33 protein-coding genes and 1 tRNA gene are annotated in these 25,534 nt (G+C 50.0%); 20 read left to right on the forward strand and 14 right to left on the reverse strand.

Features of this window, described 5'->3' with window-relative positions:
• Nucleotides 1-6 precede the first annotated feature (6 nt).
• From purC to H142_RS0102195, 7 genes are all read left to right on the forward strand, one after another.
• On the forward strand, nt 7-789 hold the full coding sequence (gene purC, locus H142_RS0102165; RefSeq protein ID WP_017930453.1) for a phosphoribosylaminoimidazolesuccinocarboxamide synthase: 783 nt from the start codon (nt 7-9) through the stop codon (nt 787-789).
• Nucleotide 790: 1 nt separating this feature from the next.
• Nucleotides 791-1,033, forward strand: coding sequence for a phosphoribosylformylglycinamidine synthase subunit PurS (purS, locus tag H142_RS0102170; protein WP_026147719.1), 243 nt, complete (start codon nt 791-793; stop codon nt 1,031-1,033).
• A 2-nt stretch (nt 1,034-1,035) separates the two neighbouring features.
• Nucleotides 1,036-1,698, forward strand: coding sequence for a phosphoribosylformylglycinamidine synthase subunit PurQ (purQ, locus tag H142_RS0102175; protein WP_017930455.1), 663 nt, complete (start codon nt 1,036-1,038; stop codon nt 1,696-1,698).
• A 12-nt stretch (nt 1,699-1,710) separates the two neighbouring features.
• Complete coding sequence (gene purL, locus H142_RS0102180) at nt 1,711-3,939, forward strand: phosphoribosylformylglycinamidine synthase subunit PurL (protein WP_017930456.1); 2,229 nt, start codon at nt 1,711-1,713, stop codon at nt 3,937-3,939.
• The gene (locus H142_RS0102185) at nt 3,939-4,184 is read left to right on the forward strand and encodes a BolA/IbaG family iron-sulfur metabolism protein (protein ID WP_017930457.1); all 246 of its coding nucleotides are present in this window, start codon (nt 3,939-3,941) and stop codon (nt 4,182-4,184) included. The genes purL and H142_RS0102185 overlap by 1 nt, the downstream gene beginning before the upstream one ends.
• Before the next feature lie 104 nt (nt 4,185-4,288).
• On the forward strand, nt 4,289-4,624 hold the full coding sequence (gene grxD, locus H142_RS0102190) for a Grx4 family monothiol glutaredoxin (RefSeq protein WP_017930458.1): 336 nt from the start codon (nt 4,289-4,291) through the stop codon (nt 4,622-4,624).
• Between the two features lie 73 nt (nt 4,625-4,697).
• Complete coding sequence (locus H142_RS0102195) at nt 4,698-5,270, forward strand: hypothetical protein (RefSeq protein WP_017930459.1); 573 nt, start codon at nt 4,698-4,700, stop codon at nt 5,268-5,270.
• 12 nt (nt 5,271-5,282) lie between these two features.
• Here H142_RS0102195 and H142_RS13990 read toward each other — a convergent pair whose 3' ends face one another.
• The 3 genes from H142_RS13990 to H142_RS0102210 form a co-directional block, all read right to left on the reverse strand.
• The gene (locus H142_RS13990; RefSeq protein ID WP_017930460.1) at nt 5,283-5,729 is read right to left on the reverse strand and encodes a thioredoxin family protein; all 447 of its coding nucleotides are present in this window, start codon (nt 5,727-5,729) and stop codon (nt 5,283-5,285) included.
• A 112-nt stretch (nt 5,730-5,841) separates the two neighbouring features.
• Nucleotides 5,842-6,300 carry a hypothetical protein gene (locus H142_RS0102205; protein ID WP_017930461.1) on the reverse strand — a complete coding sequence of 153 codons (459 nt, stop codon included), beginning with the start codon at nt 6,298-6,300 and terminating at the stop codon, nt 5,842-5,844.
• A gap of 131 nt (nt 6,301-6,431) precedes the next feature.
• The gene (locus tag H142_RS0102210) at nt 6,432-6,890 is read right to left on the reverse strand and encodes a hypothetical protein (protein ID WP_017930462.1); all 459 of its coding nucleotides are present in this window, start codon (nt 6,888-6,890) and stop codon (nt 6,432-6,434) included.
• Nucleotides 6,891-7,239: 349 nt separating this feature from the next.
• Here H142_RS0102210 and H142_RS0102215 point away from each other — a divergent pair, with 349 nt between their 5' ends.
• Nucleotides 7,240-7,641, forward strand: coding sequence for an NADH:ubiquinone oxidoreductase subunit NDUFA12 (locus tag H142_RS0102215; protein ID WP_017930463.1), 402 nt, complete (start codon nt 7,240-7,242; stop codon nt 7,639-7,641).
• Nucleotides 7,634-8,035 carry a DUF2155 domain-containing protein gene (locus H142_RS13995; RefSeq protein WP_017930464.1) on the forward strand — a complete coding sequence of 134 codons (402 nt, stop codon included), beginning with the start codon at nt 7,634-7,636 and terminating at the stop codon, nt 8,033-8,035. Before H142_RS0102215 ends, H142_RS13995 begins: the two co-directional genes overlap by 8 nt.
• On the opposite strand, the gene aat is transcribed toward H142_RS13995, so the two are convergent.
• The 4 genes from aat to H142_RS0102240 all read right to left on the reverse strand — a co-directional run bounded on the left by aat (nt 8,032) and on the right by H142_RS0102240 (nt 11,074).
• Entirely contained in the window at nt 8,032-8,628 is a 597-nt protein-coding gene (aat, locus tag H142_RS0102225; RefSeq protein WP_017930465.1) for a leucyl/phenylalanyl-tRNA--protein transferase, read from the reverse strand. The genes H142_RS13995 and aat overlap by 4 nt on opposite strands.
• A 106-nt stretch (nt 8,629-8,734) precedes the next feature.
• The gene (accC, locus tag H142_RS0102230) at nt 8,735-10,090 is read right to left on the reverse strand and encodes an acetyl-CoA carboxylase biotin carboxylase subunit (RefSeq protein WP_017930466.1); all 1,356 of its coding nucleotides are present in this window, start codon (nt 10,088-10,090) and stop codon (nt 8,735-8,737) included.
• On the reverse strand, nt 10,090-10,593 hold the full coding sequence (accB, locus tag H142_RS0102235; protein WP_017930467.1) for an acetyl-CoA carboxylase biotin carboxyl carrier protein: 504 nt from the start codon (nt 10,591-10,593) through the stop codon (nt 10,090-10,092). Before accB ends, accC begins: the two co-directional genes overlap by 1 nt.
• A gap of 52 nt (nt 10,594-10,645) precedes the next feature.
• Nucleotides 10,646-11,074, reverse strand: a complete 429-nt coding sequence (locus tag H142_RS0102240) for a type II 3-dehydroquinate dehydratase (protein WP_017930468.1) — start codon at nt 11,072-11,074, stop codon at nt 10,646-10,648.
• An 80-nt stretch (nt 11,075-11,154) separates the two neighbouring features.
• Here H142_RS0102240 and thiS point away from each other — a divergent pair, with 80 nt between their 5' ends.
• Both thiS and H142_RS0102250 read left to right on the forward strand, forming a co-directional pair.
• The gene (gene thiS / locus H142_RS0102245; RefSeq protein WP_026147720.1) at nt 11,155-11,358 is read left to right on the forward strand and encodes a sulfur carrier protein ThiS; all 204 of its coding nucleotides are present in this window, start codon (nt 11,155-11,157) and stop codon (nt 11,356-11,358) included.
• Nucleotides 11,358-12,131 (forward strand): thiazole synthase, encoded by a 774-nt coding sequence (locus tag H142_RS0102250; protein ID WP_017930470.1) that lies wholly within the window; start codon nt 11,358-11,360, stop codon nt 12,129-12,131. The genes thiS and H142_RS0102250 overlap by 1 nt, the downstream gene beginning before the upstream one ends.
• Before the next feature lie 16 nt (nt 12,132-12,147).
• On the opposite strand, the gene H142_RS14000 is transcribed toward H142_RS0102250, so the two are convergent.
• From H142_RS14000 to H142_RS0102270, 4 genes are all read right to left on the reverse strand, one after another.
• The gene (locus H142_RS14000; RefSeq protein ID WP_017930471.1) at nt 12,148-13,365 is read right to left on the reverse strand and encodes a sensor histidine kinase; all 1,218 of its coding nucleotides are present in this window, start codon (nt 13,363-13,365) and stop codon (nt 12,148-12,150) included.
• A 1-nt stretch (nt 13,366) separates the two neighbouring features.
• Nucleotides 13,367-14,011 carry a heme NO-binding domain-containing protein gene (locus H142_RS0102260; protein WP_169331788.1) on the reverse strand — a complete coding sequence of 215 codons (645 nt, stop codon included), beginning with the start codon at nt 14,009-14,011 and terminating at the stop codon, nt 13,367-13,369.
• Nucleotides 14,012-14,160: 149 nt separating this feature from the next.
• Nucleotides 14,161-14,940, reverse strand: coding sequence for an esterase/lipase family protein (locus tag H142_RS0102265; RefSeq protein WP_017930473.1), 780 nt, complete (start codon nt 14,938-14,940; stop codon nt 14,161-14,163).
• A gap of 122 nt (nt 14,941-15,062) precedes the next feature.
• On the reverse strand, nt 15,063-15,815 hold the full coding sequence (locus tag H142_RS0102270) for a hypothetical protein (protein WP_017930474.1): 753 nt from the start codon (nt 15,813-15,815) through the stop codon (nt 15,063-15,065).
• Nucleotides 15,816-16,054: 239 nt separating this feature from the next.
• On the opposite strand from H142_RS0102270, the gene H142_RS16755 reads away from it, so the two are divergent.
• The 4 genes from H142_RS16755 to H142_RS0102295 all read left to right on the forward strand — a co-directional run bounded on the left by H142_RS16755 (nt 16,055) and on the right by H142_RS0102295 (nt 18,362).
• Nucleotides 16,055-16,345 carry a hypothetical protein gene (locus H142_RS16755; protein WP_156811856.1) on the forward strand — a complete coding sequence of 97 codons (291 nt, stop codon included), beginning with the start codon at nt 16,055-16,057 and terminating at the stop codon, nt 16,343-16,345.
• Between the two features lie 217 nt (nt 16,346-16,562).
• The gene (locus H142_RS0102285; protein WP_026147721.1) at nt 16,563-16,919 is read left to right on the forward strand and encodes a DUF3147 family protein; all 357 of its coding nucleotides are present in this window, start codon (nt 16,563-16,565) and stop codon (nt 16,917-16,919) included.
• 146 nt (nt 16,920-17,065) lie between these two features.
• The gene (locus H142_RS0102290; protein WP_407689918.1) at nt 17,066-17,716 is read left to right on the forward strand and encodes a HupE/UreJ family protein; all 651 of its coding nucleotides are present in this window, start codon (nt 17,066-17,068) and stop codon (nt 17,714-17,716) included.
• A gap of 13 nt (nt 17,717-17,729) precedes the next feature.
• Nucleotides 17,730-18,362, forward strand: a complete 633-nt coding sequence (locus H142_RS0102295) for a hypothetical protein (protein WP_017930479.1) — start codon at nt 17,730-17,732, stop codon at nt 18,360-18,362.
• 246 nt (nt 18,363-18,608) lie between these two features.
• Here the strand turns inward: H142_RS0102295 and H142_RS0102300 are convergent, their stop codons facing one another.
• Complete coding sequence (locus H142_RS0102300; protein WP_017930480.1) at nt 18,609-19,040, reverse strand: DUF6789 family protein; 432 nt, start codon at nt 19,038-19,040, stop codon at nt 18,609-18,611.
• Nucleotides 19,041-19,372: 332 nt separating this feature from the next.
• Here H142_RS0102300 and H142_RS16045 point away from each other — a divergent pair, with 332 nt between their 5' ends.
• The 3 genes from H142_RS16045 (at nt 19,373) to H142_RS0102315 (ending at nt 21,841) form a co-directional block, all read left to right on the forward strand.
• Nucleotides 19,373-21,103, forward strand: coding sequence for a PAS domain-containing protein (locus H142_RS16045; RefSeq protein ID WP_017930481.1), 1,731 nt, complete (start codon nt 19,373-19,375; stop codon nt 21,101-21,103).
• A gap of 8 nt (nt 21,104-21,111) precedes the next feature.
• A complete protein-coding gene (locus tag H142_RS14010) occupies nt 21,112-21,474 on the forward strand; it encodes a response regulator (RefSeq protein WP_017930482.1) in 363 nt (120 codons plus the stop codon).
• Nucleotides 21,475-21,577: 103 nt separating this feature from the next.
• A complete protein-coding gene (locus H142_RS0102315; protein ID WP_017930483.1) occupies nt 21,578-21,841 on the forward strand; it encodes a DksA/TraR family C4-type zinc finger protein in 264 nt (87 codons plus the stop codon).
• A gap of 83 nt (nt 21,842-21,924) precedes the next feature.
• Here H142_RS0102315 and H142_RS0102320 read toward each other — a convergent pair whose 3' ends face one another.
• Together H142_RS0102320 and H142_RS0102330 are read right to left on the reverse strand one after the other, a co-directional pair.
• Complete coding sequence (locus H142_RS0102320; RefSeq protein WP_017930484.1) at nt 21,925-22,617, reverse strand: hypothetical protein; 693 nt, start codon at nt 22,615-22,617, stop codon at nt 21,925-21,927.
• 442 nt (nt 22,618-23,059) lie between these two features.
• Nucleotides 23,060-23,135: transfer RNA gene (locus H142_RS0102330), tRNA-Phe, on the reverse strand.
• Between the two features lie 224 nt (nt 23,136-23,359).
• Here H142_RS0102330 and H142_RS14015 point away from each other — a divergent pair.
• Nucleotides 23,360-23,608 (forward strand): FeoA family protein, encoded by a 249-nt coding sequence (locus H142_RS14015; protein WP_169331789.1) that lies wholly within the window; start codon nt 23,360-23,362, stop codon nt 23,606-23,608.
• Entirely contained in the window at nt 23,601-25,472 is a 1,872-nt protein-coding gene (gene feoB, locus H142_RS0102340) for a ferrous iron transporter B (protein WP_017930486.1), read from the forward strand. The genes H142_RS14015 and feoB overlap by 8 nt, the downstream gene beginning before the upstream one ends.
• Nucleotides 25,473-25,534 lie beyond the last annotated feature (62 nt).

The raw sequence follows: 25,534 nt of genomic DNA on the forward strand, positions 1-25,534 counted from the left end.
CATGCTATGAGCCGCCGCAAGCAAATATATGAAGGTAAAGCCAAAATCCTTTACGAAGGACCTGAGCCGGGCACTTTGGTGCAATATTTCAAAGATGACGCGACCGCGTTTAACGCTCAGAAAAAAGCGACACTTCAGGGCAAAGGCGTCCTTAATAACCGGATCAGTGAACATATTATGGTCGCGCTGGGCCGCGTCGGTATCCCGACCCACTTTATCAAACGCCTGAATATGCGCGAACAGCTCATCCGCAAGGTTGAGATTATTCCGCTGGAAGTGATCTGCCGGAATGTGGCTGCCGGATCCATGTCTAAACGCCTGGGCATTGAAGAGGGTGAGCCGCTCCCCCGCGCGATCGTCGAATTCTGCCTGAAAGACGACAAATTGGGCGATCCCTTAGTGGCCGAAGAGCATGTTACAGCCTTTGGCTGGGCCAGTCCGTCCGAGATTGACGAATTGATCGCGATGACTCTGAGGATCAATGATTTTCTGCAAGGCATGTTCTTTGGTATCGGGATTCGCCTTATTGACTTTAAAATCGAATTTGGACGTCTATATGACGGTGATATGATGCAAATCCTGCTGGCCGATGAAATTAGTCCTGACAGCTGCCGTCTGTGGGACTTGGAGACAAACAAAAAGCTCGACAAAGACCGTTTCCGCCGTGACCTGGGCGAGGTGACTGAAGCTTACGCCGAAGTTGCGACGCGTCTGGGCATTATGAAAGATAATCCGGGCCCGGTGACAAAGCTCTCCGTGGTTCGCAATGAAAAAAGTGACGAGGATTAATATGAAGGCGATTGTTTATGTAGGCCTCAAGCCCGGCGTTCTGGATCCGCAGGGACGGACGATTGCGGGGTCATTGCAAAACCTTGGATTTGACGAGGTCAAGAGCGCCCGCCAGGGCAAAGTTATTGAGCTGGATCTGAAAAGTGAGAATGCAGAAGCCGCTGAGGCCCGCGTGACTGAGATGTGCGAAAAATTACTCGCCAACACGGTTATCGAAAGTTACCGCATTGAGATTGAAGCCTAGCCGTGCGCACTGCTGTCATTGTTTTTCCGGCCAGTAATTGTGATCGCGATGCCCGCGACGCTCTGGCTAAAGTCACGGGCCGCGAGCCTATTATGGTCTGGCACCGAGAAACAGAATTGCCTGATGTCGATTTTGTTGTAATTCCGGGCGGCTTTTCCTATGGCGATTATCTCCGCTCCGGCGCAATAGCTGCGCGCAGCGAAATTATGGCCGATGTCAAAACCAAAGTGGAAAAAGGCCTACCGGTTGCGGGGTTTTGCAATGGTTTTCAAGTGTTGACCGAGGCCGGAATTCTGCCTGGCGCCCTGATGCGCAACCGAAGCCTGAAATATATTTGCAAGCCACAGCCTCTGACGATTACAAATACGAAAACCCGTTTTACCTCCGGCTTTAACGGACAAAAAGAAGTGGTTTTCCCGATTGCCCATCATGATGGCAATTATTTTGCCGATAAGAAAACGATCGACCGTCTGGAGAAGAATGGTCAGGTGGTTTTCCGCTACAACGGCAACCCTAATGGGTCGATCAACGATATCGCCGGCATCACAAATGAAGCGGGGAATGTGCTGGGCATGATGCCTCATCCCGAACGGGCTGTGGACCCGCTGCATGGCGGAACTGACGGTCTGGCTCTCTTCAAATCTGTTCTGGGCGCGCTTCAGTAGCGCGAAATTATAATGAGCAAATCTATCAAAATTACGCCTGAAATAGTTGCGGAACATGGTCTGTCTACCGGCGAGTACCAGATTATTCTGGATCGTTTGGGCCGCGAGCCGAACATTAACGAACTGGGTATTTTTTCGGTGATGTGGTCAGAGCATTGCTCTTACAAATCCTCGCGCCGTCATTTGGGGAAGTTTCTGACCAAAGGCAAACGTGTCATACAAGGCCCGGGTGAGAATGCAGGCGTTGTAGATATCGATGATAACCAAGCCATAATCTTTAAAATGGAATCCCATAACCACCCGTCCTATATTGAGCCCTATCAAGGCGCGGCCACGGGCGTTGGCGGCATTATGCGCGATGTGTTCACGATGGGCGCACGGCCGATTGCGTTGATGAATGCCCTGCGCTTTGGCGAGCCGGATCATCCTAAGACCCGTAGTCTTGTCTCCGGCGTTGTGGCCGGTATTGGCGGCTATGGCAATTGCGTCGGGGTTCCGACGGTTGGCGGTGAAACCAATTTCCACAAGGGGTATAACGGCAATATTTTGGTCAACGCCATGTGTGTCGGCCTCGCCGATCAGGACAAGGTTTTCTACTCTGCGGCCAAAGGCTCAGGGAATCCGGTCTTTTATGTGGGCTCTAAAACCGGACGCGACGGCATTCACGGCGCCACCATGGCATCGGCTGAATTTGATGACGACAGTGATGAGAAGCGCCCGACTGTGCAGGTTGGCGACCCATTCACGGAAAAACTGCTGATCGAAGCCTGTATGGAGCTGATGGCCACTGATGCAATTATAGCTATTCAGGATATGGGCGCAGCAGGACTAACGTCGTCTTCCGTTGAAATGGCTGACAAAGGCGGCGTCGGTATTAAAATCAATCTTGATAATGTGCCGCAACGCGAAACAGATATGACCCCGTACGAGATGATGCTTTCGGAGTCTCAAGAGCGCATGTTGATGGTGTTGCAGCCCGGCAAAGAACATTTGGCCTTCGATATTTTTAACAAATGGGAACTCGATGTTGCGCAAATCGGCGTCACAACTGATACCGGCCATCTTGTTCTAACCCATAAAGGCAAAACGGTTTGCGATATCCCAATTGCGCCTTTAGGCGATGATGCCCCCAATCTGAACCGCCCGCATAGCGCCACCCCGCAGCGCGAATATCTTGCCCCGGGCGATGCCCGCGCGCCGGAGAACTGGAACCAGACCATGCTGCAAATCATGGCATGTCCCGATGTGGCGTCCAAGCGTTGGATTTGGGAGCAATATGACCGTCACGTTATGGGAGACACAGTTGATAGCAGCCAGTCCGGCGGAGATGCGGCCATTGTGCGTATTCATGGCACCAACAAAGCTGTGGCGATCACGACTGACTGCACGCCGCGCTATTGCTATGCTGACCCGTATGAGGGTGGCAAACAGGCCGTCGCGGAAACTTATCGTAATTTGTGCGCCGTGGGCGCCGAGCCGATAGCAATTACGGATTGCCTGAATTTCGGCAATCCCGAACGTCCTGAAATTATGGGCCAATTCGTTGGCTGTGTTGAAGGCATGAATGAAGCCTGCCGCGCGCTGGATTATCCGGTCGTCTCCGGAAATGTATCTCTTTATAATGAAACCAATGGCGTTGCTATTCCGCCAACCCCTGCCATAGGCGGCGTGGGACTGATCGATAATCTGGGCAAGCATGCAACGCTGTCCGGCGCAAAAGACGGAGATACGCTTGTGCTCATCGGTAAAACCGATGGTTGGCTAGGCTGCTCTCTCTATGCACGTGAGGTTTTGGGTCATGAAAATGACGGCGTAGAGCAAATCTGTGCCCCGCCGCCTGTCGATCTGACGGCTGAGAAGGCTCATGGCGACTATGTCCGCCGGCTGATCCGGGACCGCCGCGTTACGGCCGTCCATGACTGTTCTGACGGCGGTATTGCGCTGGCCGCGATTGAAATGGCGTTTTCAAGCGGACAGGGGGTCACTCTCAAAAACCATCCGGATCTCCCGCTTCATGCCTGGATGTTCGGTGAAGATCAGGGGCGCTATATTCTTGCCGTTGATGAAAACAGCGTTAATCCGGTTATCAGTACGGCAAATAGCAAGGGGCTTGAGGCGCGGATCATAGGAAAAGTTAGCGGCGAGCAGGTTCAAGTTGAAGGCGGATTTAATATCAGTCTCGAGAAATTGCGCGAGACTTATGAAGGCTGGATGCCTGAATTTATGGCAGAGATTGACTAATGGCGATGCGCGCAGACGATATTCGGGATTTGCTCGCTAAAACGTTCCCGCAAGCGCAGATTGAGATTCTCGATCTGGCAGGGGACGGAAATCATTATAAAGCTATCATCACCAGTGCCCAATTCACCGGATTATCCCGTGTTGCGCAACATCAATTGGTCTACGCCGCGCTCAAAGGCGCAATGGATGGCACCAATGACGCGCAGCTTCACGCACTGGCGCTGGAGACCAAACCCCCATCTTAGAGTGTGCTCGGTAGGTCTATTGCGGCAAATGCAGTACATTTACCGCGCAGGCCTTGATATCGTTATCATGCAGTCTTAGCTGAGAGATATCATAGGAGTTTTACATGTCCAATCCCGCTCACGCGCAAATCAAAAAAACCAACAGTGAACATGACGTTGTTCTCTACATGAAGGGAACGCCTGTCTTCCCACAATGCGGGTTTTCTTCAACTGTTGTACAAATCCTTGATTATGTCGGCGCGCCCTATCACAGCGTCAATGTGCTGGAAGACATGGACGTGCGTCAGGGGATTAAAGAGGTCAATAATTGGCCGACTATTCCGCAACTCATAGTCAAAGGTGAATTTATCGGCGGATGCGATATTCTGCGCGAGATGTTTGAGTCCGGAGAGCTAAAGTCGTTTCTTGAAAATAAAGGTGTCGCGCTCACAGCCGCTTAATTTTTATGTCTTAAGCGATCATTGACCCCTTTGCTCTATTTTACCGTGAAACGCACTCACGGAGGCTCTTTAAATGAGCAAGTCAGCAGAACAGATCCAGCTTGACGCCAAGATGAGGCGGTCGGAAAAAAACCATAAAAAATCAAAAGGTGGCAGCAAATCCGGCGGATTTTCAATAGGCTCCATATTGTTGTTCGGTATCACGGCGGCTCTGGTCTATGCCGGCCTTCATTATGTCGGCGCCTTTATTGATCTCAACAAAATTGCAGGCGTTTCTGCAAGGACGCTTGATCTGAATGCAGGGCCGCAGGGCGTCCGCAAATTAACCGCGCCATTGACTAACCGCTCCAATGTGAAGAAAATATTCCTGCGCGAGGGGCAGGCGCTATCTGTCGAATATGCTCTGCCGGATAATGCCAATCTTGATTTGATTGTATCGCGGTGCAGTCCACGGCCTATCATAGAGGTCTTTAACTGCGAACCCGTAAGTAGTCGCATCGTTAAAATCCGCAACAAGACACAAGGCAGTTCGACAATTTTTGTTCAAGAGCCCGGCTTTTATAACTTTTCTGAAAAAGTCGTTATGGGCGCTGGCAAAACGGCAAAACGCGGCAAATCTTATGCTTTGGTCTGGCGCCGCGCCTAAGAGCGTCAAAATCTATCGGTTCGGCCCCGGACATGTCAGGTCAAAATTCTCGCCGTCGCGTAAAGCGATTTGCTTTAATCCAGATATATGTGCCTTCATGGCACCTGCATCATAGGTCATGTTTACACATCCAAGGCTGCGTTTAGTGTCTGGATCAACAATGACAGCAAAACCGGTGAGTCCGGCCCACATGTTATATTGGTCAACTACATTGGCATCAAAAGCGACATTGGCGACCTGCATGCTTGCGCCATTGGTCGTATCGATCGTCACAACCTGAATCTGAGGGTCGTTAAGCTGGCGCAAAGCGGTTTTGAGAGACGGCTCCATAATTTTGCATGGTCCGCACCAATCAGCACGAAAGACGACGACTTGGATTTCGGGTTTGACATAGGATCTCGCGCTGGCGGGAACAACCGCAGCAAAGAGCAAGGCGCAGACGCCTATTAGCTTTTTCATATTTATCTCCGGATGCCGATAACGGCTTATAACAGGACAAATATGAACGCAGCCCTTTACGCGAACCTCTATAAGCAAAAATCCCGCCAGATGGCGGGGTCTTAATGCAAAATTAGTGTGGTAATTTATTTTTTACGGGCGGACATTGATAATTGCCGGACAAGACAGGGGAGCTACCTTGGCGCGACGCTGCCGCCGTTTGTATCAAATCGGTTATCTTGGATGAGTTGTCATCGTCGTCCACACATCCGATAAGGCTGTCCGTCTTAGGGTCAACCACGGCTGTAAACCCGGTCAGTCCGGCATATTGGTTAAAGGTCGGAACAACATCAGCGTCAAACGCCCCGTAGGCGCTGCCTTCCCATTTGGCCGCATTAGACGTATCGATTGTAACACTGGTCACGTTAGCCGTGCCAACCCGCGCAATCGCTGTGTCGACAAGGTTTTCCATCGTGCTACAGTTCTGGCAGTCATCTGCAACAAATTTCATGACCACAACATCTGTTGCGCTAACCGGCGAGGCGAGTGCAATGGCTGTCATAGCCGCGGTAAAAATGAATGTTTTTCTCATAACTAAGTTCCCCTTAGGTGTGTCTGTAAAATTCCATCATATATTGATGTCTTTTTAAAGTGGTTAATGCGGTTTCCACTGTAAAAAATGCCCTACGAGGATGTCATAGAACATTCTTGAAGATTTTGCACTTAAAATTTATTGTACGGAGCCGGGCAGCGGTAGTTCTCTATGGCGACTGATGCGCTGCTTTGATGCGGAATTCTGGCCGCGCTTTTGATCAGATTAGCGACATCATTCGGATTATAATTGCTGTTCACACAGCCAATCAGGCGTTTGGATTGCGGATCCACAATTGCTGCAAATCCCGTCAGTCCGACATATTGATTAAACACAGGCACAACATTGGCATTAAATGCATCATGCGCGCTGCGTTCCCAGAGCGCCGCATTTGAAATATCGATTGTGACAGTCTTGACAGATCTGTCCCCAACCAGAGACACAGCGGTATCAACATTTGTTTCTAGTGGCGCACAGGTTTGGCAATCACTGGAAACAAATTTCATGACAACAACCTCGGAGGCATTGGCTTGAGTTGCAAAAGACGCAAGAAGAAGTGCTGCGCCCACCATAGACGTTAATTTTATCATCTCTGAAATCCTTTTCGTTAGAGAAATTATTGTGTGCCGTCTGAATACACTCCAATGGTTTATAAACCGCGAATCACGCGCTAACGCCTCGTTTACGATGTTTAAAATCAGGCTTTAATTATTATTAAGCGATTGAAATATATACATAAAAAAGAATGTGATATTTTTTAATGTTCACTGCATCAGAATATTTTATGCTAATATCTCCCTTACACCTGCCTCAATCTCGTTCATAAATCACTTCTGTTATGGGACCGGGCTGTGAAATCGCCGACTTTCGCGCTTTACCCTCTATCCACGCTGCGCCATAACGCCATATAATAACCTTTATTGAGTCTGAGACACAGTTATGGCCAAATTTTTCAAACGACTATTTGCCTGGTGGGATGGCGCGACGCTGGGGACCCTGCTGCAGATTGCCCGTAAAGGCACTAAGATCGGCAGTGATGATTATGGCAACACCTATTTTGAGGAAAAAGGATCTGGCTATGACGGCCGCAAACGGCGCTGGGTCACCTATAAGGGCTATGCCGACGCCTCGCGGGTTCCGTCCGAATGGCATGGCTGGCTCCACCACATGTTCGACGCGCCGCCCACCGTAGCGCCGACGGCTCATTATGCGTGGGAAAAACAACACCGGCCCAATATGACCGGAACAGTTCACGCCTATAAACCCAAAGGCAGTTTAGATCGGGGCGGCAAGCGCGACCGCGTTCTCGGTGATTATGAAGCGTGGAAACCCGATGCTTAGAGCGATATGTTGTCTTGCGGCTTTGGGGCTGACCTTTACAGCCCAGGCCGAAAATCTGATGGGCGTGTCAGCAAAGCTGCGGACTCTGGACAAGGTTACGGCAAATACGCAGGATTTCGACGTAAAAATTGGCGAGAATCTTAACTTTGGCTCTTTGGTGGTCTCCGTTCCGCATTGCGAAAAACGTCCTCCCGAAGAAACGCCCGAAACCTATGTATTCTTGCAAATTAAAGATAAGCGGCTGGACGGCAAAGGTAAAGCCGGGGAACCGGAGACGGTATTTTCAGGTTGGATGTTCGGGTCAAGTCCTGCCCTTAACGCGCTTGAGCATCCTGTATACGATGTCTGGGTTATTGATTGCGATGCGCCGCCTAATGAAGATGAACTCCGTTAGTCAAACCGCGCCTGTATTGTAATCGCGTCTTGTAACATTGCCTGATAATCAGCCCGCGAGACTTCTATCCCGCCCAATGTTCGCAAATGATCGGTGATGAACTGTGTGTCCAGCAAAGTAAAACCGCGCGCATTTAAACGCTCGACCAAAGCCACAAGCGCAACTTTACTGGCATCCGTTCTCAGTGAAAACATGGATTCACCGAAAAACGCGCCGCCAATACTGACGCCGTATAGACCGCCGACACGCTCATCATCAAGGTAAGCCTCGACGCTGTGGGCGTGACCCTGTCGGTGTAAATCCGAATATAGTCTCGCAATGGGCGCGTTTATCCATGTATTTTCCCGCCCGATAGAGGGCTTGGCGCAATCGGCCAATGTACCGTCAAAGTCAGCGTTGAATCGGATGGTAAACTCATTTTTGCGCAAACGTTTGGCCAGTGACCGGGATATTTTAAGCCCGTCCAGCGGAATGATACCCCGCTCGTCCGGATCCAAAAGGTAGATATGAGGATCATCTTGGCTGTCAGCCATAGGAAAAACGCCGCGGCGGTAGCACTCTAAAAGCTGTGATGAACCGAACAAAGTTGACATGTGCTGACCATATCATAAAGCGCGCGATTGTCAGTATCGCTAATATGTACTGTTATGACGGCTATAGAATGCCTCTGATATAAATAAGGTCCAAAGCTCTTAAAGGCTATTTTTCCTCTTGCTCCTTCAGCCAGTTTTCAAGCCAGTGGATATTATAATCACCGGACACAATATCGGGCTGGTTCAGCAAGTCTTCGAACAGTGGGATCGTGGTATTGATGCCGCCGACAACCATCTCGCCTAAAGCCCGCTTTAGACGCAAAATCGCGCCTTCACGGGTTTTGCCATGGACGATTAACTTGCCGATGAGGCTGTCATAATAAGGCGGAATTTTATAGCCAGCATAGAGCGCGCTATCGAGACGGACATTGAGACCGCCCGGAGCGTGAAAATCTGTAATTGTACCGGGCGAGGGGGCAAAGGTGCGCGGATGTTCAGCATTAATGCGGCATTCAATAGCGTGACCGTGAAAAACGATGTCTTCCTGTTTAAATGATAATTCCAACCCTGCGGCAACGCGGATTTGTTCGCGCACCAAATCAATATCAGTGATTTCTTCGGTGACAGGATGCTCGACCTGAAGACGCGTATTCATCTCAATGAAGAAGAATTCGCCGTTCTCATACAGAAACTCAATCGTCCCCGCACCGCGATAGCCGATCTTTGCCACGGCTTTGGCGACAACGTCGCCGATTTCCGTACGCTGTTTTGGGGTAAGCGCGGGCGAGGGGGCTTCTTCAAGAATTTTTTGGTGCCGCCGTTGCAGGCTGCAATCGCGCTCACCCAAATGAACGACATTGCCATGTGTGTCGGCCATGATTTGAACTTCAATATGACGCGGAAGCGTAAGGTAACGCTCCAGATATACGGAGCCGTCACCGAAAGCTGCTAAGGCTTCCTGACGCGCGCCGGATAAAGCTTCGTCGAGATCATCAGCTGTTTTCGCCAGACGCATGCCGCGCCCGCCGCCGCCCGCCGCCGCCTTAACGAGGAGCGGAAAGCCCACATCTTTGGCCACGCGGTGCGCGTCTTCGAGCGTGTCAACGCCGCCTTCAGAGCCGGGAACAACCGGAATTCCAGCCTCCATAACCGCTTTTTTGGCGGCAATCTTGTCCCCCATCAGGCGGATATGATCCGCCGTCGGACCGATAAAGACCATACCATGTGCTTCGACGATTTCGGCGAATTTCGCATTTTCAGAAAGGAAACCATATCCGGGGTGTACAGCATCGGCATGCGTGATCTCGCAGGCGCTGATAATGGCGGGTATGTTTAAATAACTTTTCCCAACAGGAGCGGGCCCGATACATACGCTTTCGTCGGCAAGCCGGACATGCATAGCGTCGCGGTCAGCTTCGGAGTGTACGGCTACCGTTTGCAGCCCCATTTCCTTGCAGGCGCGGTGGACGCGCAGCGCGATTTCACCGCGATTAGCGATCAGAACTTTGGTAAGCTTGGGCATTAGCCGATCACAAATAAGGGTTCGCCGAATTCAACGGGCTGTGCGTCCTCGACTAAAATGTCGAGTATTGTGCCCGACTTTTCTGCGCCAATGGGATTGAAAGTCTTCATCGCCTCAATCAGCATAATGGTATCGCCCTCTTTAACCGTGTCGCCGACGGAGACAAAGCTGTCAGCTTCCGGGCTTGGGCGGACATAGGCTGTGCCGACCATAGGAGATTTTTGCGCGTCCGTATGAGCCTCGGGCTTAGATGCAATTGGAGGCGTAGCTGCGGCAGGCGCAGCTGACGGCGCGGGCGTTTGCATCGGAGCAGAGGCGGGAGCGCTCATCATCACGGCCGCGCCGCCGCGGGCGACGCGGATCTTCAGTGTCCCTTTTTCCATCTCAATTTCGGACAAATCCGTCTCATTAAGAATTTTGGCCAGTTCACGAACCAGCTTAGTCTCTGCGGTGGACGTTTGAGGCGGTTTTTTGGGAGAAGATTTAGACGGGGTCCGGGCCATGTGATTGCTCTTTATTGCGACCGCGGGCGGCCAGAATCTTTTATTCGCGCGTCTATAACAAGTTTATCGCAGCTTGTAGCCCCAAAAGGTAACTTTGCGCGCCAAAACCGCTGACCGTGCCCGTTGCGCCCATAGCGACATAAGACAGAGTGCGAAATGTTTCGCGCGCAGCAGGGTTGGACAAATGAATTTCAATGACGGGAATATCCAGCGTTTTGATGGCATCCAGCAGCGCTACAGATGTATGGGTATATGCGGCAGGATTGATCAAAAGCGCGCTGCCATAGGTTCGCGCTTCGTGGATCTGGTCAATCATCGCGCCTTCGCTGTTATGTTGAGAAAAGACGATGTCACGTTTTCCGGCAGCATCGCGGCATAGAGCCTGTATGTCGGTAAGTGTCTGAGATCCGTAAATGTCCGGCTCGCGCTGCCCAAGCAGGTTTAAATTCGGCCCGTTAATGATGTAAATTGGTTTTGTCATATGTCCCGGCGGGGTTTATCTTGAACTGAATTGTCTACGCTACTATGCCCCCATATGACAAGACGAGGATGAATAAACGCATGAAGCTGAAAATAAACGGAGAATGGGTCGATGATTTGCCGGACGCGTTGAGCGTGTCAGCATTACTAACCCACTTGCAGCTTCCCGTAAAAAAAATCGCCGTCGAAAGAAATTTGAAAATCGTCCCTAAATCCACATTTGATACGGCGACATTGGCCGAGGGTGACCAGCTTGAAATCATACATTTTATCGGAGGCGGATAATGCGCGATACTGCACTGAAAATTGCCGGACACTCATTTGGCTCCCGCCTTATTATCGGCACCGGAAAATTTAAAGACTATGCCGAGAACGCCGCTGCACTTGAGGCTAGCGGAGCCGAAATCGTTACAGTCGCGCTACGCCGGGTTAATCTGTCTAACCCGAAAGAGCCAATGTTGGTTGATTATCTTAATCCTAAGACGGTAACCTATCTGCCTAATACGGCAGGATGTTTTACTGGCGAAGACGCCGTGCGGACATTGCGTTTGGCGCGCGAAGCCGGCGGATGGAATTTGGTCAAACTCGAAGTGCTCTCTGATCCACGTCACCTTTATCCGGATATGGAAGAGACTTTGCGCGCGGCAAAGCTGCTGATCGCAGACGGTTTTGACGTCATGGTCTATTGCACGGATGATCCCGTTTTTGCCAAAAAGCTCGAAGATATTGGCTGCTGCGCCATCATGCCTTTGGCCGCGCCGATTGGATCGGGATTGGGTATTCTTAATCCGGTGAACATCAGGCTTATTATTGAACAATCCTCAGTTCCTGTATTTGTCGATGCCGGTATAGGGACGCCGTCAGATGCTACGATCGCTATGGAACTAGGCTGTGACGGCATTATTGCTAATACGGCCATTGCTGGGGCGAAGCACCCTATTTTGATGGCTGAGGCCATGAAACACGCTGTCATCGCAGGGCGCAAAGCCTATCTTGCGGGGCGTATGCCCAAGAAAAAATACGCTGATCCGAGCAGTCCATTGGCAGGGTTGATTTAGGTTTCAGGGTTATAGCTTATGCTACCCGGGCTGTTGCGCTGTCTATTGCTGTATCGGAATGTGATAAGACTTTTCCGGCAGAAAACCGGGCCTGGAATGTGGACCCTTTTCCCTGTTCGCTTTCAACCGTTATGTCGCCATCCATTAAACGCATAATTCTGCGCGATATGGATAACCCCAATCCTGTGCCGCCATATTCGCGCGTTGTACTATTATCAGCTTGGGTGAAGGGTTCAAAGAGTGCTTCTGTCGCTTCGGTATTGAGACCAATCCCGCTATCACTCACGCTCACCGTAATGATGTGATTTTGCGGTGTTTCGACACTCGACACATGAGTTCTAACAAAACCTTTATGTGTAAATTTTACCGCATTTGAAATGAGGTTGCTAATACATTGTCCGGCGCGTTGGGCGTCGATTTGCAGTAAAGACGGAAAATCGGGTTGAATTGTTGTTGAGTAAGTAAGGTTTTTCTTTTCAGCAGTGGCTCTGTGCAACTTGGTGATACGTTCCAAGGTCATTCTAAAGTCGCTTTCTTCTGGCGCGATTAAAATATGCCCGTCTTCAATTTTTGACATATCAAGAACATCGTTAAGGACTGTGAGGAGCGTTTCCCCGGAGACTTTAATGATATTAATCATCTCTTTTTGACGCACGCTTAACCCGTCCGCGCCGATAACCTCCGCCATACCCAAAATCCCGTTTAGAGGCGTTCTGAGTTCATGACTCATTGTGGCCAAGAATCGTGTTTTCGAATGGTTAGCCGCTTCGGCCGCGAACTTTTCTTTTCTTAAATCTGTGGCCATAGTCCGGGCTTCGTTTAACAGGCCTTGATATAGTTTTGTCGCAAACAAGAAATCCATCGAACTATCTGTCGGGGGGAAATCTTCAAACCCGAGTTTTACGCGGTCTATGTCCTTGGGCCTCACCGGAACGTGACCCAGATACATGATAAGACGGCTTTCCCGGTAGATTACAGGGCCGCGCAGTTCCAATCCTAGAGCTTTTCCTTTGCCTTTGACTTTTACGCTACGCATCTGCTTTGTCAGCTCACGGTTCTTAAGGCGATCATCGAGTTGAACACTAAAAAATTCAGATATGGGCCGGCCAATCGCAGCGTGACCAATATGGCTGAGCAGAGACGGCCCAAACCCGATAATTCGGCCCTGCTTGTCACATTGTAAAAATGCGGGGACAAGCACGCCGAGTTCATCATTGGAGAGTTGAACCGTCATTTTAAGCTGTTTTAGACATTGTCATAGGGGGGTTCAATATCGAACCTTTTAATACGAAATCCCCACTTAGCTTATATTTGCCGTCTGTACTGTTTTCAGAAATTGAAGTTAGGCTTTGCCGGTGTTTTAGACTAAATCGAATGCCATCTTTGTCATCTTCAAAAATAATATGCATGGGCGTATTATAATACTCGCATAAGCCCATGAGAATGCCTTCTACAAATGTTGCAAAGCCCGTACGCTGTGACCGATAGATGAGTTCAAAACCTTCATTCGTCGATTTGATGAGTTGAAAAGACGGCATGACGGCATTGGGTAATGTTACCGTTAGGCTATTGTGCATGCGATCCAGGTTGATCAGGAATTTCTCAAGCGTATCCCCTGCATGTGTGAAAATGGAATTATATCCTTCACTGACCGTGAATTCCACCCAATGTTCACCGACGATTTTGAGCACTTCATCGCGGCTTTTTCCAAACTTTGTTGCGACAGCATCAACAAGGCGCATCGTGACTTCGTCATCATAATAATCTGCACTTAAAACGACTTCAGATTGACCGGCATCAGATAGAATGTCGTCCCAGGAGTTCTTGTCTGAGATGTTGATCACAGCACTTCGCGCAGCTTTATGAATTAGTCCGTACAATAGAGTGACCTCATGAACAGCTTTAATTAAACACCTAATATCTGTAAGTAATTCAATAATATGACGTTAATATACAGTGTGGATAGTTCCAAACCATGGTATATAGTTACTTTGACGGGCTGAGGATTAGCTTATCCACTTTGGCCAACCTAATCTCCCGTCGTGAAGACGACATCCGGCGGCAGGCTGTCATCAAGAAAAACGCCATTGCGTAGGTAATACAGCGTCTGCGTGATCACCTCGTCATTATTCATCATATAGGTGTGGCTGACGGGTAGGGTGATATGCCCGCTCATCCCTTCGACTTTGGTGTAATCGACGGCGACTTTGCCATCATCTTCGCCGGGGATTCGGTCGGAGAGCAGCGGGTTTATCGATTTATCACCCGCTATTACGCCCAGCTCGAATGTCACAGGCGGCAAATGGGCGGGCAGGCTGTCCTCACCCGTACCGAGCTGTGCTCCCGCAGGACCGTTGAATAAGTCAAAGCCGATCCAGTCTCCCATTTCATCGGGAATATGGCTGCCTTGGTTTGGCGGGGCGAGCATAACACTTCGGCCCAAATTAAGGATCTCAGCTTCCGTCAAATATTGCCGCAGTAATATTCCGCCTAGCGAATGGGTCACGAAGTGAATGCGCGATCCGCTTTCGCATCTGTTCAGCGCGGGAGGGATGGCGATGAGGGCGAGCTCTTCAATGGGGGCCTCCCGGGACGGATAACCCAAATTGACCACCTGATAGCCGTCTTCATCCAAAGCGCGCTCAAGTTTGGACATGGAGCGCGGCGTGCGGATCAGCCCGTGAAGCAGGATAGCGCAATGCGGCTGCGCGGCCTGCTCGCCGGTATCGCCTTGAACTGAAGGCGTAATGCCCGCAATCAATGCCAAAATGAAGACAAGCGGGAGTGAGTGGGTAGCGCGGCGGATCATGGTCCAATTAAACCATATAATATATGTATGTGAAATGAATTTGCGGTCATGGAGATATTAAAACTAAGCGCACGGAATTGCCGGCAGACTGTGCTGCATAACCCCGAATAGAATTTCAACGGTTAAGGCGATGCCCTTGCGCGTTTCTCCCCGCCAAATATCTCATCAATTGCCGTTTGGCGTGAGATGTCTTCCCATCCCGAGCGCCAATCCTGAGGGACGGCTTGGGCGGCAGGCCTAGCTTTTAACGGGGCGCGCGTGCGCGGCGAAGGCGCCGCGTATTGAGGGGTCGTGGGCGCAGGCGCGACAACGTCCCCGCCGCCTCTCAATTCAGAGGGAATAAAATAAATCGTCGGCAGCGCATCTAGCCTGTGCGGGGGCCGCGCCTCCCGCCGCGCGAGGCTGCATCCGCGCAGCACGCTCGGCCCGCGCTTAATCGGCTCCAGCGCATAGTCCGGGGTTCCGGCATAGATCAGCGGATGTTCATCACAGGGCCGCGCCCATCCGGCTGTGCGCAGGGCCTTTGCCCGCAATTTGGCCTGATGCTGCTCTATCCACCATAGCGGCTTAGGCTTACGGTGGGACGCCCCGATACGCGCCGCCTCGGACGCTTTGCGCCGCTCCCATGCGGACAGCGTTCTCTCGCCGCCGAGACGGCACATGACCCGCCCGCGCCACTGCGGTGAGGCCAAAATCTGCGCCTTGCGCCGGATCACAGCATTGAGGCGCTCAAGGCGCGAGAGCTTGCGCGCCGCGCGGCGCAGATCATCGCTCAGCTTAAACAGCTCGCGCCCCATCGGCAGAGCGCCCAGCGCCGTGAGCATCGCATGTATCGTGGCCACCAGACCGCGCGTGCATATCAAATCCTTACTCATAATTGCATCATAAGGGTAAACGGACAGGCGTGGATTGATTGATATCCAGTGTGACTATAAACTTTAGCGAATTAGGGCCGTGCAAGCTTTTAAACTCACTTGTTAATAGAATAATTGCCGTCGATTTCCTGTTTACTTATTACCGTCCTCACCATACGAAAGATGTAATGCGTCACTTATTGACATCTTTGTTTTGTATCATGTTTTTGGTGTCTGGAGGGCTGATAACGGCAGCCCATATGACGGCGCATATACAACCATTTGTTGGGGATGTGCTGTCTGCAGATCATCATCAACACCTACAAGACGATGAAGATCATGACAGCCTTCAAAGTGTGGACATATCGGATCATCATGATAATTCTCATGACACATCTGAACATGGTGCCGAGCTTCACTTTACAGTGCTTGATGTGGCCGCATTATCCATATCTGTAACAGTTACGACTCGGAGCCTGGACTCGCCTTACGCTCAGACCTCTTATCCGACCCATAAGCTCCCCCCTGATCCGTTCCCTGACCGCGCCTGATTTTGAGTATTACCGGCTGACTTAGAGGTTAGCCGGCCAATTATTCTTGGTCAGGAGGGTATAATCCCATGTTACTTAAATTATCAGGGTGCGCATTTGCATCACCCCAATTTGCAAGTGTTATGCACGCGCAAACCATGTCCTTTAGCGGCGACATTTATGACGCTAATTCGAATTTTGTCATGCATATCGCCGCACACTCTGCGGAGGTATATGTATGATGTATTTTATCATTAAATCTGCTGCGTCGGGAATTTTGATTGCCGTCATCTCCATAATTGCGAAGCGTTATCCAAGCTTTGGAGGACTAATTGCATCGCTACCCTTGATTTCGCTGCTGGCCATTATCTGGCTCTGGCGGGATACGGGCGGCGACATTGCGCAGGTGGCAGGACATGTCCGCGCAACGCTTTGGTATGTGGTGCCGAGCCTGCCGTTTTTTCTAATCTTGCCGGCTTTGATGGAGCGAGGCGTTAATTTCTGGTTTTCGCTACTGGTCGCCAGCCTCATCACAATCAGCCTTTACTGTGTCGCGATCTGGATCGCTGCTCGGTTCGGCATCACATTTCAATAGGATATTTATCATGGTAAAACTTAATTCAAAGTTGGGCCTAAGCCGCATGAGAGTAGGGGAGGTGAGAGATGCATCTTAACTCTCCAAACCCTGCTTTTCGCGGCGTGACAGCCCGGCTTCTCATCATCACGCTGTTTCTTCTCGCAATGATTTTAACGATCTCCGGCGAGGCCTTTGCACATGCCGTTGCCGAGGGCGATAAGGGCTATATCCAAGAAATCACGGGCGTCAATTTAATCGCGTTTCTCTATCTTGGGGCTAAACATATGGTGACAGGCTATGATCACATCCTGTTCCTTTTAGGCGTCATATTCTTTCTCTACAAAATGAAGCATATTGGCATTTATGTCAGCCTGTTTGCTATCGGTCATTCCACGACAATGTTAGCGGGTGTCTATTTTAATTTCGGGATTAACAGCTATCTCATAGACGCAATTATCGGGTTATCAATCGTTTACAAAGCCCTCGACAATATGGGGGCTTATCAGCGCTGGTTTGGCGTTCAGCCCGATACCAAGGCCGCGACGCTGATTTTTGGGTTTTTCCATGGCTTTGGTCTGTCCTCTAAAATACTTGATTATGAAATTTCGCCGGACGGGCTGCTGCCGAACCTGCTCGCCTTCAATGTCGGTGTTGAGGCCGGACAACTGCTTGCACTCGGAGCAATCCTGATTGTTATGGGATTTTGGCGGCGAACGCCCAGTTTCTTCAAACACGCTTTCACGGCAAATGTCGTTATTTTGGCCGCTGGCTTTTTGCTGATTGGCTATCAACTCACCGGCTATGCCGTAACTTAGGAGACTACAGACAATGTATAATGAAGATATGCCCACCCGTGCTGAGCTGCCAAGTAGCCGCAAGCTCATACGTTCAACTGTTATAGCTATTCTGGCTGCCATAGCCCTTCTTGTAACGGTCGTTCTGCCTGCCGAATATGCGATTGACCCGACAGGCGTTGGCAAAGTGCTGGGCCTCACCGAAATGGGGCAGATTAAACAGCAACTTGCTGAAGAAGCGGAAATTGCAGAGGCCGCAGAGATAGCAGAAGGTACAGTAAATGCGTCTGTAGGGGACGCTGCGCCTTCGGAAGCTATTCAGCCCGCTCCAACTGAAGCGCAAAAACAGAACTGGCAAGATGTTGTCACCGTGACATTAGCGCCGGGCGAAGCTGCCGAGGTCAAATTGACGATGGAAAAAGACGGGATAGCTCAATATGAATGGGTCACGAACCAGGGCCATCTCAACTCCGACCTCCATGCTGATGGTTCGGGCAGAGCTTTCATCAGCTACCGCAAAGGTCGCGCCGAAGTCACTGATGCGGGCGAATTAACAGCTGAATTTGACGGCTCCCATGGCTGGTTTTGGCGCAATCGAAGTGATGTAACTGTAGAGATTACCTTAAATATTCGCGGAGCTTATAGTGATATCAAACGAATGCTTTGACACTTTTCAGATAGTTTAAAATTAATACCCGATACGTTGACGGTAGAGTTTATACGCCGCCGGCATGGCGTTTATCGTGGCTAACAGGCCGCGCGTGCATGTGAATTTATGGTTCATAACATAGCATAGCACGGGGACGCGAGGCGTGGATTGATTAAGGCGCAGCCGCTATATTATATACTGAAACATTGGGCGGCTGCACCAAATATGTGTGGCTTTACATAGCTTTAAGTCGGTCTTATAACTTTATGTACTGGCAACGCTATCCGGTGTGAGTTTGGCATAAACCGCCCCCAAAACACCGCCGAATATAATGTGCAGCATCATCGTCATGACCGGCGCCATAATACCGAGATCCATTCCGAAGAGACCTTTCTCGGCCATAGGCATCATAACGACCATCATGATGAGCCAGACGGCCAGCCCAAAGACAATACCCTTAATAATGCTATTGCCGCTGGGGATAAGCTTATAGATTAGGGCGAAACCCCCGCCCCAAGCTACTGTTCCGATAACAAAATGCATAAGCCAGCCCAGAGCAATGCTGCCTCCAAGCATACCGGCCAGCATAGCGGCTACGTCAAGCTCCGGCATAAGGCCCATCATAGATTTCATGACCATTATAGCCGATAAGACTAGCGTCGCGATAAAGCCCGCAATCATTCCTTTAATTAACATTTTTCTCTCCCTTTTTGGGTTTCTTGACGTAATCACTTATGGAAGCGCGCAAGATGGATTCATGGCTATCACAGCGTTTCGCGTGTTCCTAAAAACAAGTCCGTGATATGGGGATATGCGGTCTGTCCAAATTCCTACTTCTATTAAATTGAAATACGTACGATGGGTCAAATGTGCGAGGCGTCAAATGATGAGCAGAATGAATGAAATCACCTCTTGAACCTGATGATTATCAATTGAAATAAGCCCTTTACCCGATTATATATTAGAGAGTTTTGCCAAGACGAGTCACAGCGAAATTATGATGGACGCTGTCGTAGAGAGCCCTGAAAATGTTATCAAAATTAAAAGCACAGAATGAGCATGCCCGTCAAAACGTGCATATTATGGTCGCAGAAATGGGACCGGATTTTAAATTTACCTATGCAAATGATGCTTATGCAACGCTATACGGGATGACGCCGGACGAGGTAATTGGAAAACACCCCCGGGATTTCATGACGGACGCGATCTACGCGCAAGTTGCCCCTAAATTAGAGTCGTCGCTTTCAGGGCAGCCCTTCAAGTATAATCTGGACTTAAGTTCGCTAAAGTCGGGCCCCCGGTTTGTAGAAGTCTATTATCAACCTGAACTGAGCGTGGATAACTTAGTATCGCGGATAATGATTGTTATTGTCGATGTGACGCAGCAGCGCCTGTATACAGATATGGCAGAAACATTGGACACCCGTTTGAAAGCGGCTCATCAACTCTCGCCGGATGGGTTTATGGTTTTTGAATCGGTGCGCAACTCTGAAGGCTCCATCGAAGATTTCATCTGGCAATATTCAAATGATGCAGGCGTAATTATAGCCAAACACCCCCTAGAAGATTTGATAGGATCCAGGTATCTGGATAAGTTTCCGGCAAGTCGAGCGGAAGGATTTTTCGCGTCCTATGTCAATGTGGTTGAAACAGGAGAAACGTTCGAGACTGTAAGCTATTATAACCGGGACGGTCTTAATTTGTGGATCGAAGTGACCGCTATCAAACTGGGTGACGGGTTTGCCGTGTCCTTTTCTGATGTCACAAAGCATAAGCAACAAGAAATGAGTTTAAAGGAAAATGAAGCCCGTTTAAATGTCGCGCTTAATGCGGCGAAGCTGGGAGTATGGGAACTTGATCCGGTCGCAAAAACTTCAAAACGCTCTGCGCGACATGATTATATATTCGGATATCCCAACGGAATAGAAAATTGGTCTCATGAGACATTTTTGAACCATGTCGTTCCCGAGGAGCAGGCCCATATATCAGAAATTATGGAAAATGCTTTAGACAACAAAGACCCTTGGTATATTGTAACGCGTATAAATGCTGCCGATGGACTTGTAAAATGGGTGTCTATTAACGGAGAGCCTATTTTTGATGATCATGGTGACATTGATCGGCTGATTGGAACAATTGGCGATATTACGGCCGATAAAAATGCGGAAGAACATCGTGAGCTCTTGGTCAGAGAGCTCAATCACCGCGTCAAAAACTCTCTTGCGACAATACAGGCAATTGCCAAGCAAACCATGCGGTCTGCTGAAAATATGGAAAATTTCGAAACATCATTTAACGCACGGCTTCGGGCTATTTCAGCGGCCCACGAAATATTGATGAACTCATCTTCGGCCAGAGCGGATGTTGCAATGATGATTGACAAGCAAGTGCGGCCCTATGCTTCGGAGACATCGCAGCTCACTATATCCGGCGACACAGTCTCATTGTCCGCGGAGAGCGCACATAGCTTGGGTCTGGTTCTCCACGAGCTTGCCACAAATGCGTCCAAATACGGGGCGCTATCGAAAGATGGCGGGACTGTGACGATAAAAACAACGGATTTAGGCAGCAATGACGTCAGAATTGTCTGGCTGGAAGCCGGGGGGCCGCCCGTCTCAACTCCCACCAGCACAGGGTTCGGGTCGCGGCTTATAAAACAGTCGATTGAATATTCTCTGGAAGGCAGCGCAGAGTTGAGTTACAAACCGGAAGGATTTGAAGCAGTTTTGGTATTTCCAAAAAACTTTGATGTAAAATAGACTGAATTATGAACAAAAACCGTACTGTATTACTGGTCGAAGACGAAGCCATTATCGCCATAGAGGCGGAAATGTCATTAAGAGATATGGGCTGGACCGTTATGGGGCCGTTCGCGACCGTTGAAAGGGCGTCAAAAGCTTTGGAAGACACGCGGCCGGATATTGCGGTTCTCGATTTTAACTTAAGAAGCGGGACCAGCGAAGCTTTAGCCGTCACCCTTTTAGAGCAATCTATGCCTGTCATATTTTTATCCGGCGATACAAGAAGCACGACTATTGAGAGTTTAAAGACCTGTCATGTGGTTGAAAAACCTGCCTCTATGGATGATTTGAATGCCCTTCTTTGCGAACTGCTCGACATTAAACGCTAGTTTTTATGCGTACAGTTAATTCCGGCAAAAAGGGGAGGCTATTGATTTTAGAATTTTCGCGCCCATATCGTAAACTCTTAAAATTATTACTGAGGAATGCATTATGGCTGGTGGATGGACACGTGATGGAGCCTTACAGGATCAGATTGATGACACGGTGTCGGATGCCGTGAAACTTGCAAGAGGACAAATGCCCAAAGGCGAGAGCGCAAAACTGTGTGTTGAGTGTGGTGATGACATCCCTGAACGCCGCAGGCTTGCTGTCCCCGGAGTCAAAACCTGCATCCTCTGCCAGAATGAGCGTGACAGTAACCGCGCCGTGATTGGCTTTAACCGGCGCGGGAGTAAGGATAGTCAACTGCGTTAGAGCATGACGTCACGTATGAGCCTATCAATAGAGCAGGGGCGTAATGTAACATTTTAACGCACCACTGAAGCTCTCAAAATCATCTATTTTTCTTCAAAATGCTCAGGGTTTTCTTCAATTACCTTTTCGATAGTATTGGAGAGCAAACCCCGCCCGCGCCGGCGGGATTTTAGAAAAATATAACCCGCCATGGCGCCCATTGCGGCGCCAATAATATCGACTATAAGGTCATACATTGTGTCCATAAGACCATTTTTTTGCATATTCGTGCCAAAAATCTGATCCATACCAAATTCAAAAACTTCCCAGACCGCGCCTATCGAAACGGCAAAGCTAAAGGCCATCAACACAAGCATGGATGGCGGGCTTGCCGAAATTTGATCTCCTCGCACGAGGAATAGGACGATTATCACCCCTGTTAAGCCGAAGCCGACAGCAGAGAATGTGTGCAAAAACGCATCCCACCACCAAAACCGCTCATAAAAGTCTCCGGCTTCGCCAAGAAATATTGTTCCGACCATGAAAAAAACAATGCCTCCGACAAACCCAATAGGAAGTTTGATGTGAACAACAGATTGGAAAAAGAACGGCAGCATCGTCAGGATAAAAACCATTACTGCTAGAAACACCATGTTCCAGCTTTGCGTGAATATGCCGAATGCGAGCGCGCCCAACAGCAAAGCCCAACACAGATAAGTCACGATACTCTGGCGCTCTTTTACGATCTCTTTAGTATCTTCAAGCGTTTGCTCAATGATTTTAGCGGCGTCGGTCATAGTAGATCCTAAAGGGTAAAAGTTGCTTTTGATACGTGCGTGTTGGCGGGAGGGTTCCCAACGGTCGTTTTAAGAATCGACGCTGTCATATTTCGCTGTAAATGACAAATTGAAACGAGCTATGCCGGGAAATAGCACCTGCTTTAGAGGGTAGAACGTGATTTGCAAAATTTGCTGAATGAAAGTCCAAGTCATTTTCCTGGAATTGAATTTTGACAGTATCGCTCAGGCGCAAATTATTCGGCCGCCGGCAAAAATCTGAAGCCCCCTGTCGAGGGCATATTTACCCTAAGCTCAACACGTCTTTGTTTATAGCATGTGCTTACTTAAATGAGCCTGCATTCGCCAAGGTTGCAGCGTGGCATCTTTGGCTTCGTAAACGCTTGAAATTGGATTTAAGTGGAAAATGGCCTGCCATCTAAAGCTTCGTAGAAGCGAAGGATGGTGCCCGAACCTGGATTTGAACCAGGGACACACGGATTTTCAATCCGTTGCTCTACCAACTGAGCTATTCGGGCATAACTTTGGCGTCCAAAGCGAGGCGCGTTATAGGTTAGGGTTTTCGCGCTGTCCACGGCAAATATGGCATTACCTGCAATGAAATGCGAAGGGAGCTGCAATCAAATTTACGGCCGAATTTCCCAGATTATACCATGCTTTCACTAGGATATTGCTGCGATAGCCCTGTTGCAATTAAGAACAGTTCGCAGTAATGAAAGTGCTCAATTGCGGATATTCATTCATGCCTGACGCACAAACACTCGATACGCTTAAAAAGAACATTGTTGCCCGGATTACAACGATTGAATCCGTTGAAGCGGGCGTCGAGACGCGTCTGCGCGAGATCGGGTTTGCCGAAGGTGACGAGGTCGAAGCTCTGCATTTTGGTCTCTTTGGCCGTAATCCCATGTCCGTCAGGTTAAATGGAGCCTTGATTGCGATGCGCCGCCGTGAAGCGGCCTGCATTTTTGTGAGCCCTATCCATGGCTGAAGCCGATGTCATGATAGCAGACAATAAAACCCGTGCCGTTCGGCTGGCGCTGCTCGGCGCGCCGAATTGCGGCAAAACTTCGCTGTTTAACGCCCTGACCGGCGGCCGCGCTAAAGTGGCCAATTACCCCGGCGTGACCGTAGAATACCGCAAAGGCGCGTTCACTCTGCCGTCCGGTGCGCCGATTGAGCTACTCGATCTGCCCGGCGTCTATGGCGATTGTGGTCACAGCATGGACGAGCGCGTGGCCATTGACGCCGTGCGCGGTAATTTGACCGGAGAGCGCGCGCCGGATGCTATCATGTTTATGATGGACGCCTCGCATGTCAGCACCCATTTGCATAATGTTCTTCAGGCCAAGAATTATGGTCTGCCGGTCGTGCTTGTCCTGAATATGATGGACATGGCCGCGCGCGACGGAATCGATATCGACGTGCAGCAGTTGGAAGCGCAAATCGGCGTTCCTGTGATCTCCTGCGTGGCCGTGCGGGCTGCGGGTCGTGCACATTTGCTGGATTACCTTCAGGAATGGACAGGGGATGTCGCCGCTAATTTCGCCGCTAAGCCGGAACCGGAACCCGGTACGCTCAAAGAACTGCAAGCCAAAGCGCGCACAATTTCGCGCGGATGTGTGAGCCGTATACAGAAAGCTGAAACCTTTACGCAGCGTATAGATAGTTTCGTCCTGCATCCTGTTTTGGGTGTGGTCATTCTCTTTGGTATTCTGTTCTTTATGTTTCAGGCCGTCTATTCATGGTCAGGACCGGCTATTACCGCTATTGAGGACAGCTTTGTTGGATTGTCCGGCATTGTCGGCGGCGTCCTGCCGGAGGGCTGGATACGATCCCTAATTTCTGACGGCATTATCGCCGGCGTCGGCAGCGTGATTGTTTTCCTGCCCCAAATTGTTATTCTTTTTGCCTTCATACTGCTCTTGGAAGCGTCAGGGTATATGGCGCGCGCGGCCTTCCTCGTTGATAGTTTGATGGCCAAGGTCGGTCTGAACGGGCGGGCCTTTATCCCGCTTCTGTCCAGTTTTGCCTGCGCTATTCCCGGCGTTATGGCGGCGCGTACGATTGAGAATGAAAAAGACCGCCTGACCACAATTATGATAGCGCCGCTGATGACATGTTCAGCGCGCTGGCCGGTTTATCTGCTGATTGTCGGAGCCTTTATCCCGGCATCAAATGTGGGGCCGTTTAACCTCCAGGGCCTTGTCTTACTTGGCCTTGTGATCGTCGGCATTATTTTTGCCATGATCATGGCTTTTATATTCAAGCGGATTTTGGCGCGCGGCGTACAAAGCTCTCTGCTGATTGAGCTGCCGTCTTATAAAACCCCCGTCTTCAAAGACTATCTGCGCGGGCTTTGGGACAGAGCTATGATTTTCGTTAATCGGGCAGGGCGCATCATCCTGCCGGCCTCTATCATTGTCTGGCTTCTGGGCACTTATCCGAACCGTGATAGCGGATTTGAGGGGACATTTGCCGGCATGATTGGCCGTGTGTTGGAGCCTGTCTTTACGCCGATCGGATTTAACACTGAAATCGTATTCTCGCTTATTCCGTCCATGGCCGCGCGCGAAGTCGCGGTTGGCACGCTCGGTACGCTTTACGCCCTGGAAGAAACGCAAATAGACGACAAACTCGGCGGATTGCTGGCGGTGGACTGGTCTCTGGCAACGGCTTTGGCGTTTCTGGCGTGGTTCGTTTTTGCGCCGCAATGCCTGTCAACATTTGCGATTATCAAGAAAGAAACCAATAGCTGGCGTTGGCCGCTGATCACATTTGCCTATCTCTTCGTGCTCGCATATCTGGCCTCGCTGCTCACCTATCACGCAGCGCTAAGCTTCGGTTGGGGCTAAAACACGCCTTTTCCACAAGGTTTGGGCTAAAAACACCTCATTTTTACACAATCTCTTTTGCG

This window comes from Robiginitomaculum antarcticum DSM 21748 (assembly GCF_000365025.1).
GTDB lineage: Bacteria > Pseudomonadota > Alphaproteobacteria > Caulobacterales > Maricaulaceae > Robiginitomaculum > Robiginitomaculum antarcticum.

Excerpts from the sequence above, each read along its gene's own strand:
- purC (WP_017930453.1), top strand. The coding sequence starts at position 7 with ATGAGCCGCCGCAAGCAAATATATGAAGGTAAAGCCAAAATCCTTTAC.
- purS (WP_026147719.1), top strand. The coding sequence starts at position 791 with ATGAAGGCGATTGTTTATGTAGGCCTCAAGCCCGGCGTTCTGGATCCG.
- purL (WP_017930456.1), top strand. The coding sequence starts at position 1,711 with ATGAGCAAATCTATCAAAATTACGCCTGAAATAGTTGCGGAACATGGT.
- H142_RS0102185 (WP_017930457.1), top strand. The coding sequence starts at position 3,939 with ATGGCGATGCGCGCAGACGATATTCGGGATTTGCTCGCTAAAACGTTC.
- grxD (WP_017930458.1), top strand. The coding sequence starts at position 4,289 with ATGTCCAATCCCGCTCACGCGCAAATCAAAAAAACCAACAGTGAACAT.
- H142_RS0102195 (WP_017930459.1), top strand. The coding sequence starts at position 4,698 with ATGAGCAAGTCAGCAGAACAGATCCAGCTTGACGCCAAGATGAGGCGG.
- H142_RS13990 (WP_017930460.1), bottom strand. The coding sequence starts at position 5,729 with ATGAAAAAGCTAATAGGCGTCTGCGCCTTGCTCTTTGCTGCGGTTGTT.
- H142_RS0102205 (WP_017930461.1), bottom strand. The coding sequence starts at position 6,300 with ATGAGAAAAACATTCATTTTTACCGCGGCTATGACAGCCATTGCACTC.
- H142_RS0102210 (WP_017930462.1), bottom strand. The coding sequence starts at position 6,890 with ATGATAAAATTAACGTCTATGGTGGGCGCAGCACTTCTTCTTGCGTCT.
- H142_RS0102215 (WP_017930463.1), top strand. The coding sequence starts at position 7,240 with ATGGCCAAATTTTTCAAACGACTATTTGCCTGGTGGGATGGCGCGACG.
- H142_RS13995 (WP_017930464.1), top strand. The coding sequence starts at position 7,634 with ATGCTTAGAGCGATATGTTGTCTTGCGGCTTTGGGGCTGACCTTTACA.
- aat (WP_017930465.1), bottom strand. The coding sequence starts at position 8,628 with ATGTCAACTTTGTTCGGTTCATCACAGCTTTTAGAGTGCTACCGCCGC.
- accC (WP_017930466.1), bottom strand. The coding sequence starts at position 10,090 with ATGCCCAAGCTTACCAAAGTTCTGATCGCTAATCGCGGTGAAATCGCG.
- accB (WP_017930467.1), bottom strand. The coding sequence starts at position 10,593 with ATGGCCCGGACCCCGTCTAAATCTTCTCCCAAAAAACCGCCTCAAACG.
- H142_RS0102240 (WP_017930468.1), bottom strand. The coding sequence starts at position 11,074 with ATGACAAAACCAATTTACATCATTAACGGGCCGAATTTAAACCTGCTT.
- thiS (WP_026147720.1), top strand. The coding sequence starts at position 11,155 with ATGAAGCTGAAAATAAACGGAGAATGGGTCGATGATTTGCCGGACGCG.
- H142_RS0102250 (WP_017930470.1), top strand. The coding sequence starts at position 11,358 with ATGCGCGATACTGCACTGAAAATTGCCGGACACTCATTTGGCTCCCGC.
- H142_RS14000 (WP_017930471.1), bottom strand. The coding sequence starts at position 13,365 with ATGACGGTTCAACTCTCCAATGATGAACTCGGCGTGCTTGTCCCCGCA.
- H142_RS0102265 (WP_017930473.1), bottom strand. The coding sequence starts at position 14,940 with ATGATCCGCCGCGCTACCCACTCACTCCCGCTTGTCTTCATTTTGGCA.
- H142_RS0102270 (WP_017930474.1), bottom strand. The coding sequence starts at position 15,815 with ATGAGTAAGGATTTGATATGCACGCGCGGTCTGGTGGCCACGATACAT.
- H142_RS16755 (WP_156811856.1), top strand. The coding sequence starts at position 16,055 with ATGACGGCGCATATACAACCATTTGTTGGGGATGTGCTGTCTGCAGAT.
- H142_RS0102285 (WP_026147721.1), top strand. The coding sequence starts at position 16,563 with ATGATGTATTTTATCATTAAATCTGCTGCGTCGGGAATTTTGATTGCC.
- H142_RS0102290 (WP_407689918.1), top strand. The coding sequence starts at position 17,066 with ATGATTTTAACGATCTCCGGCGAGGCCTTTGCACATGCCGTTGCCGAG.
- H142_RS0102295 (WP_017930479.1), top strand. The coding sequence starts at position 17,730 with ATGTATAATGAAGATATGCCCACCCGTGCTGAGCTGCCAAGTAGCCGC.
- H142_RS0102300 (WP_017930480.1), bottom strand. The coding sequence starts at position 19,040 with ATGTTAATTAAAGGAATGATTGCGGGCTTTATCGCGACGCTAGTCTTA.
- H142_RS16045 (WP_017930481.1), top strand. The coding sequence starts at position 19,373 with ATGTTATCAAAATTAAAAGCACAGAATGAGCATGCCCGTCAAAACGTG.
- H142_RS14010 (WP_017930482.1), top strand. The coding sequence starts at position 21,112 with ATGAACAAAAACCGTACTGTATTACTGGTCGAAGACGAAGCCATTATC.
- H142_RS0102315 (WP_017930483.1), top strand. The coding sequence starts at position 21,578 with ATGGCTGGTGGATGGACACGTGATGGAGCCTTACAGGATCAGATTGAT.
- H142_RS0102320 (WP_017930484.1), bottom strand. The coding sequence starts at position 22,617 with ATGACCGACGCCGCTAAAATCATTGAGCAAACGCTTGAAGATACTAAA.
- H142_RS14015 (WP_169331789.1), top strand. The coding sequence starts at position 23,360 with ATGCCTGACGCACAAACACTCGATACGCTTAAAAAGAACATTGTTGCC.
- feoB (WP_017930486.1), top strand. The coding sequence starts at position 23,601 with ATGGCTGAAGCCGATGTCATGATAGCAGACAATAAAACCCGTGCCGTT.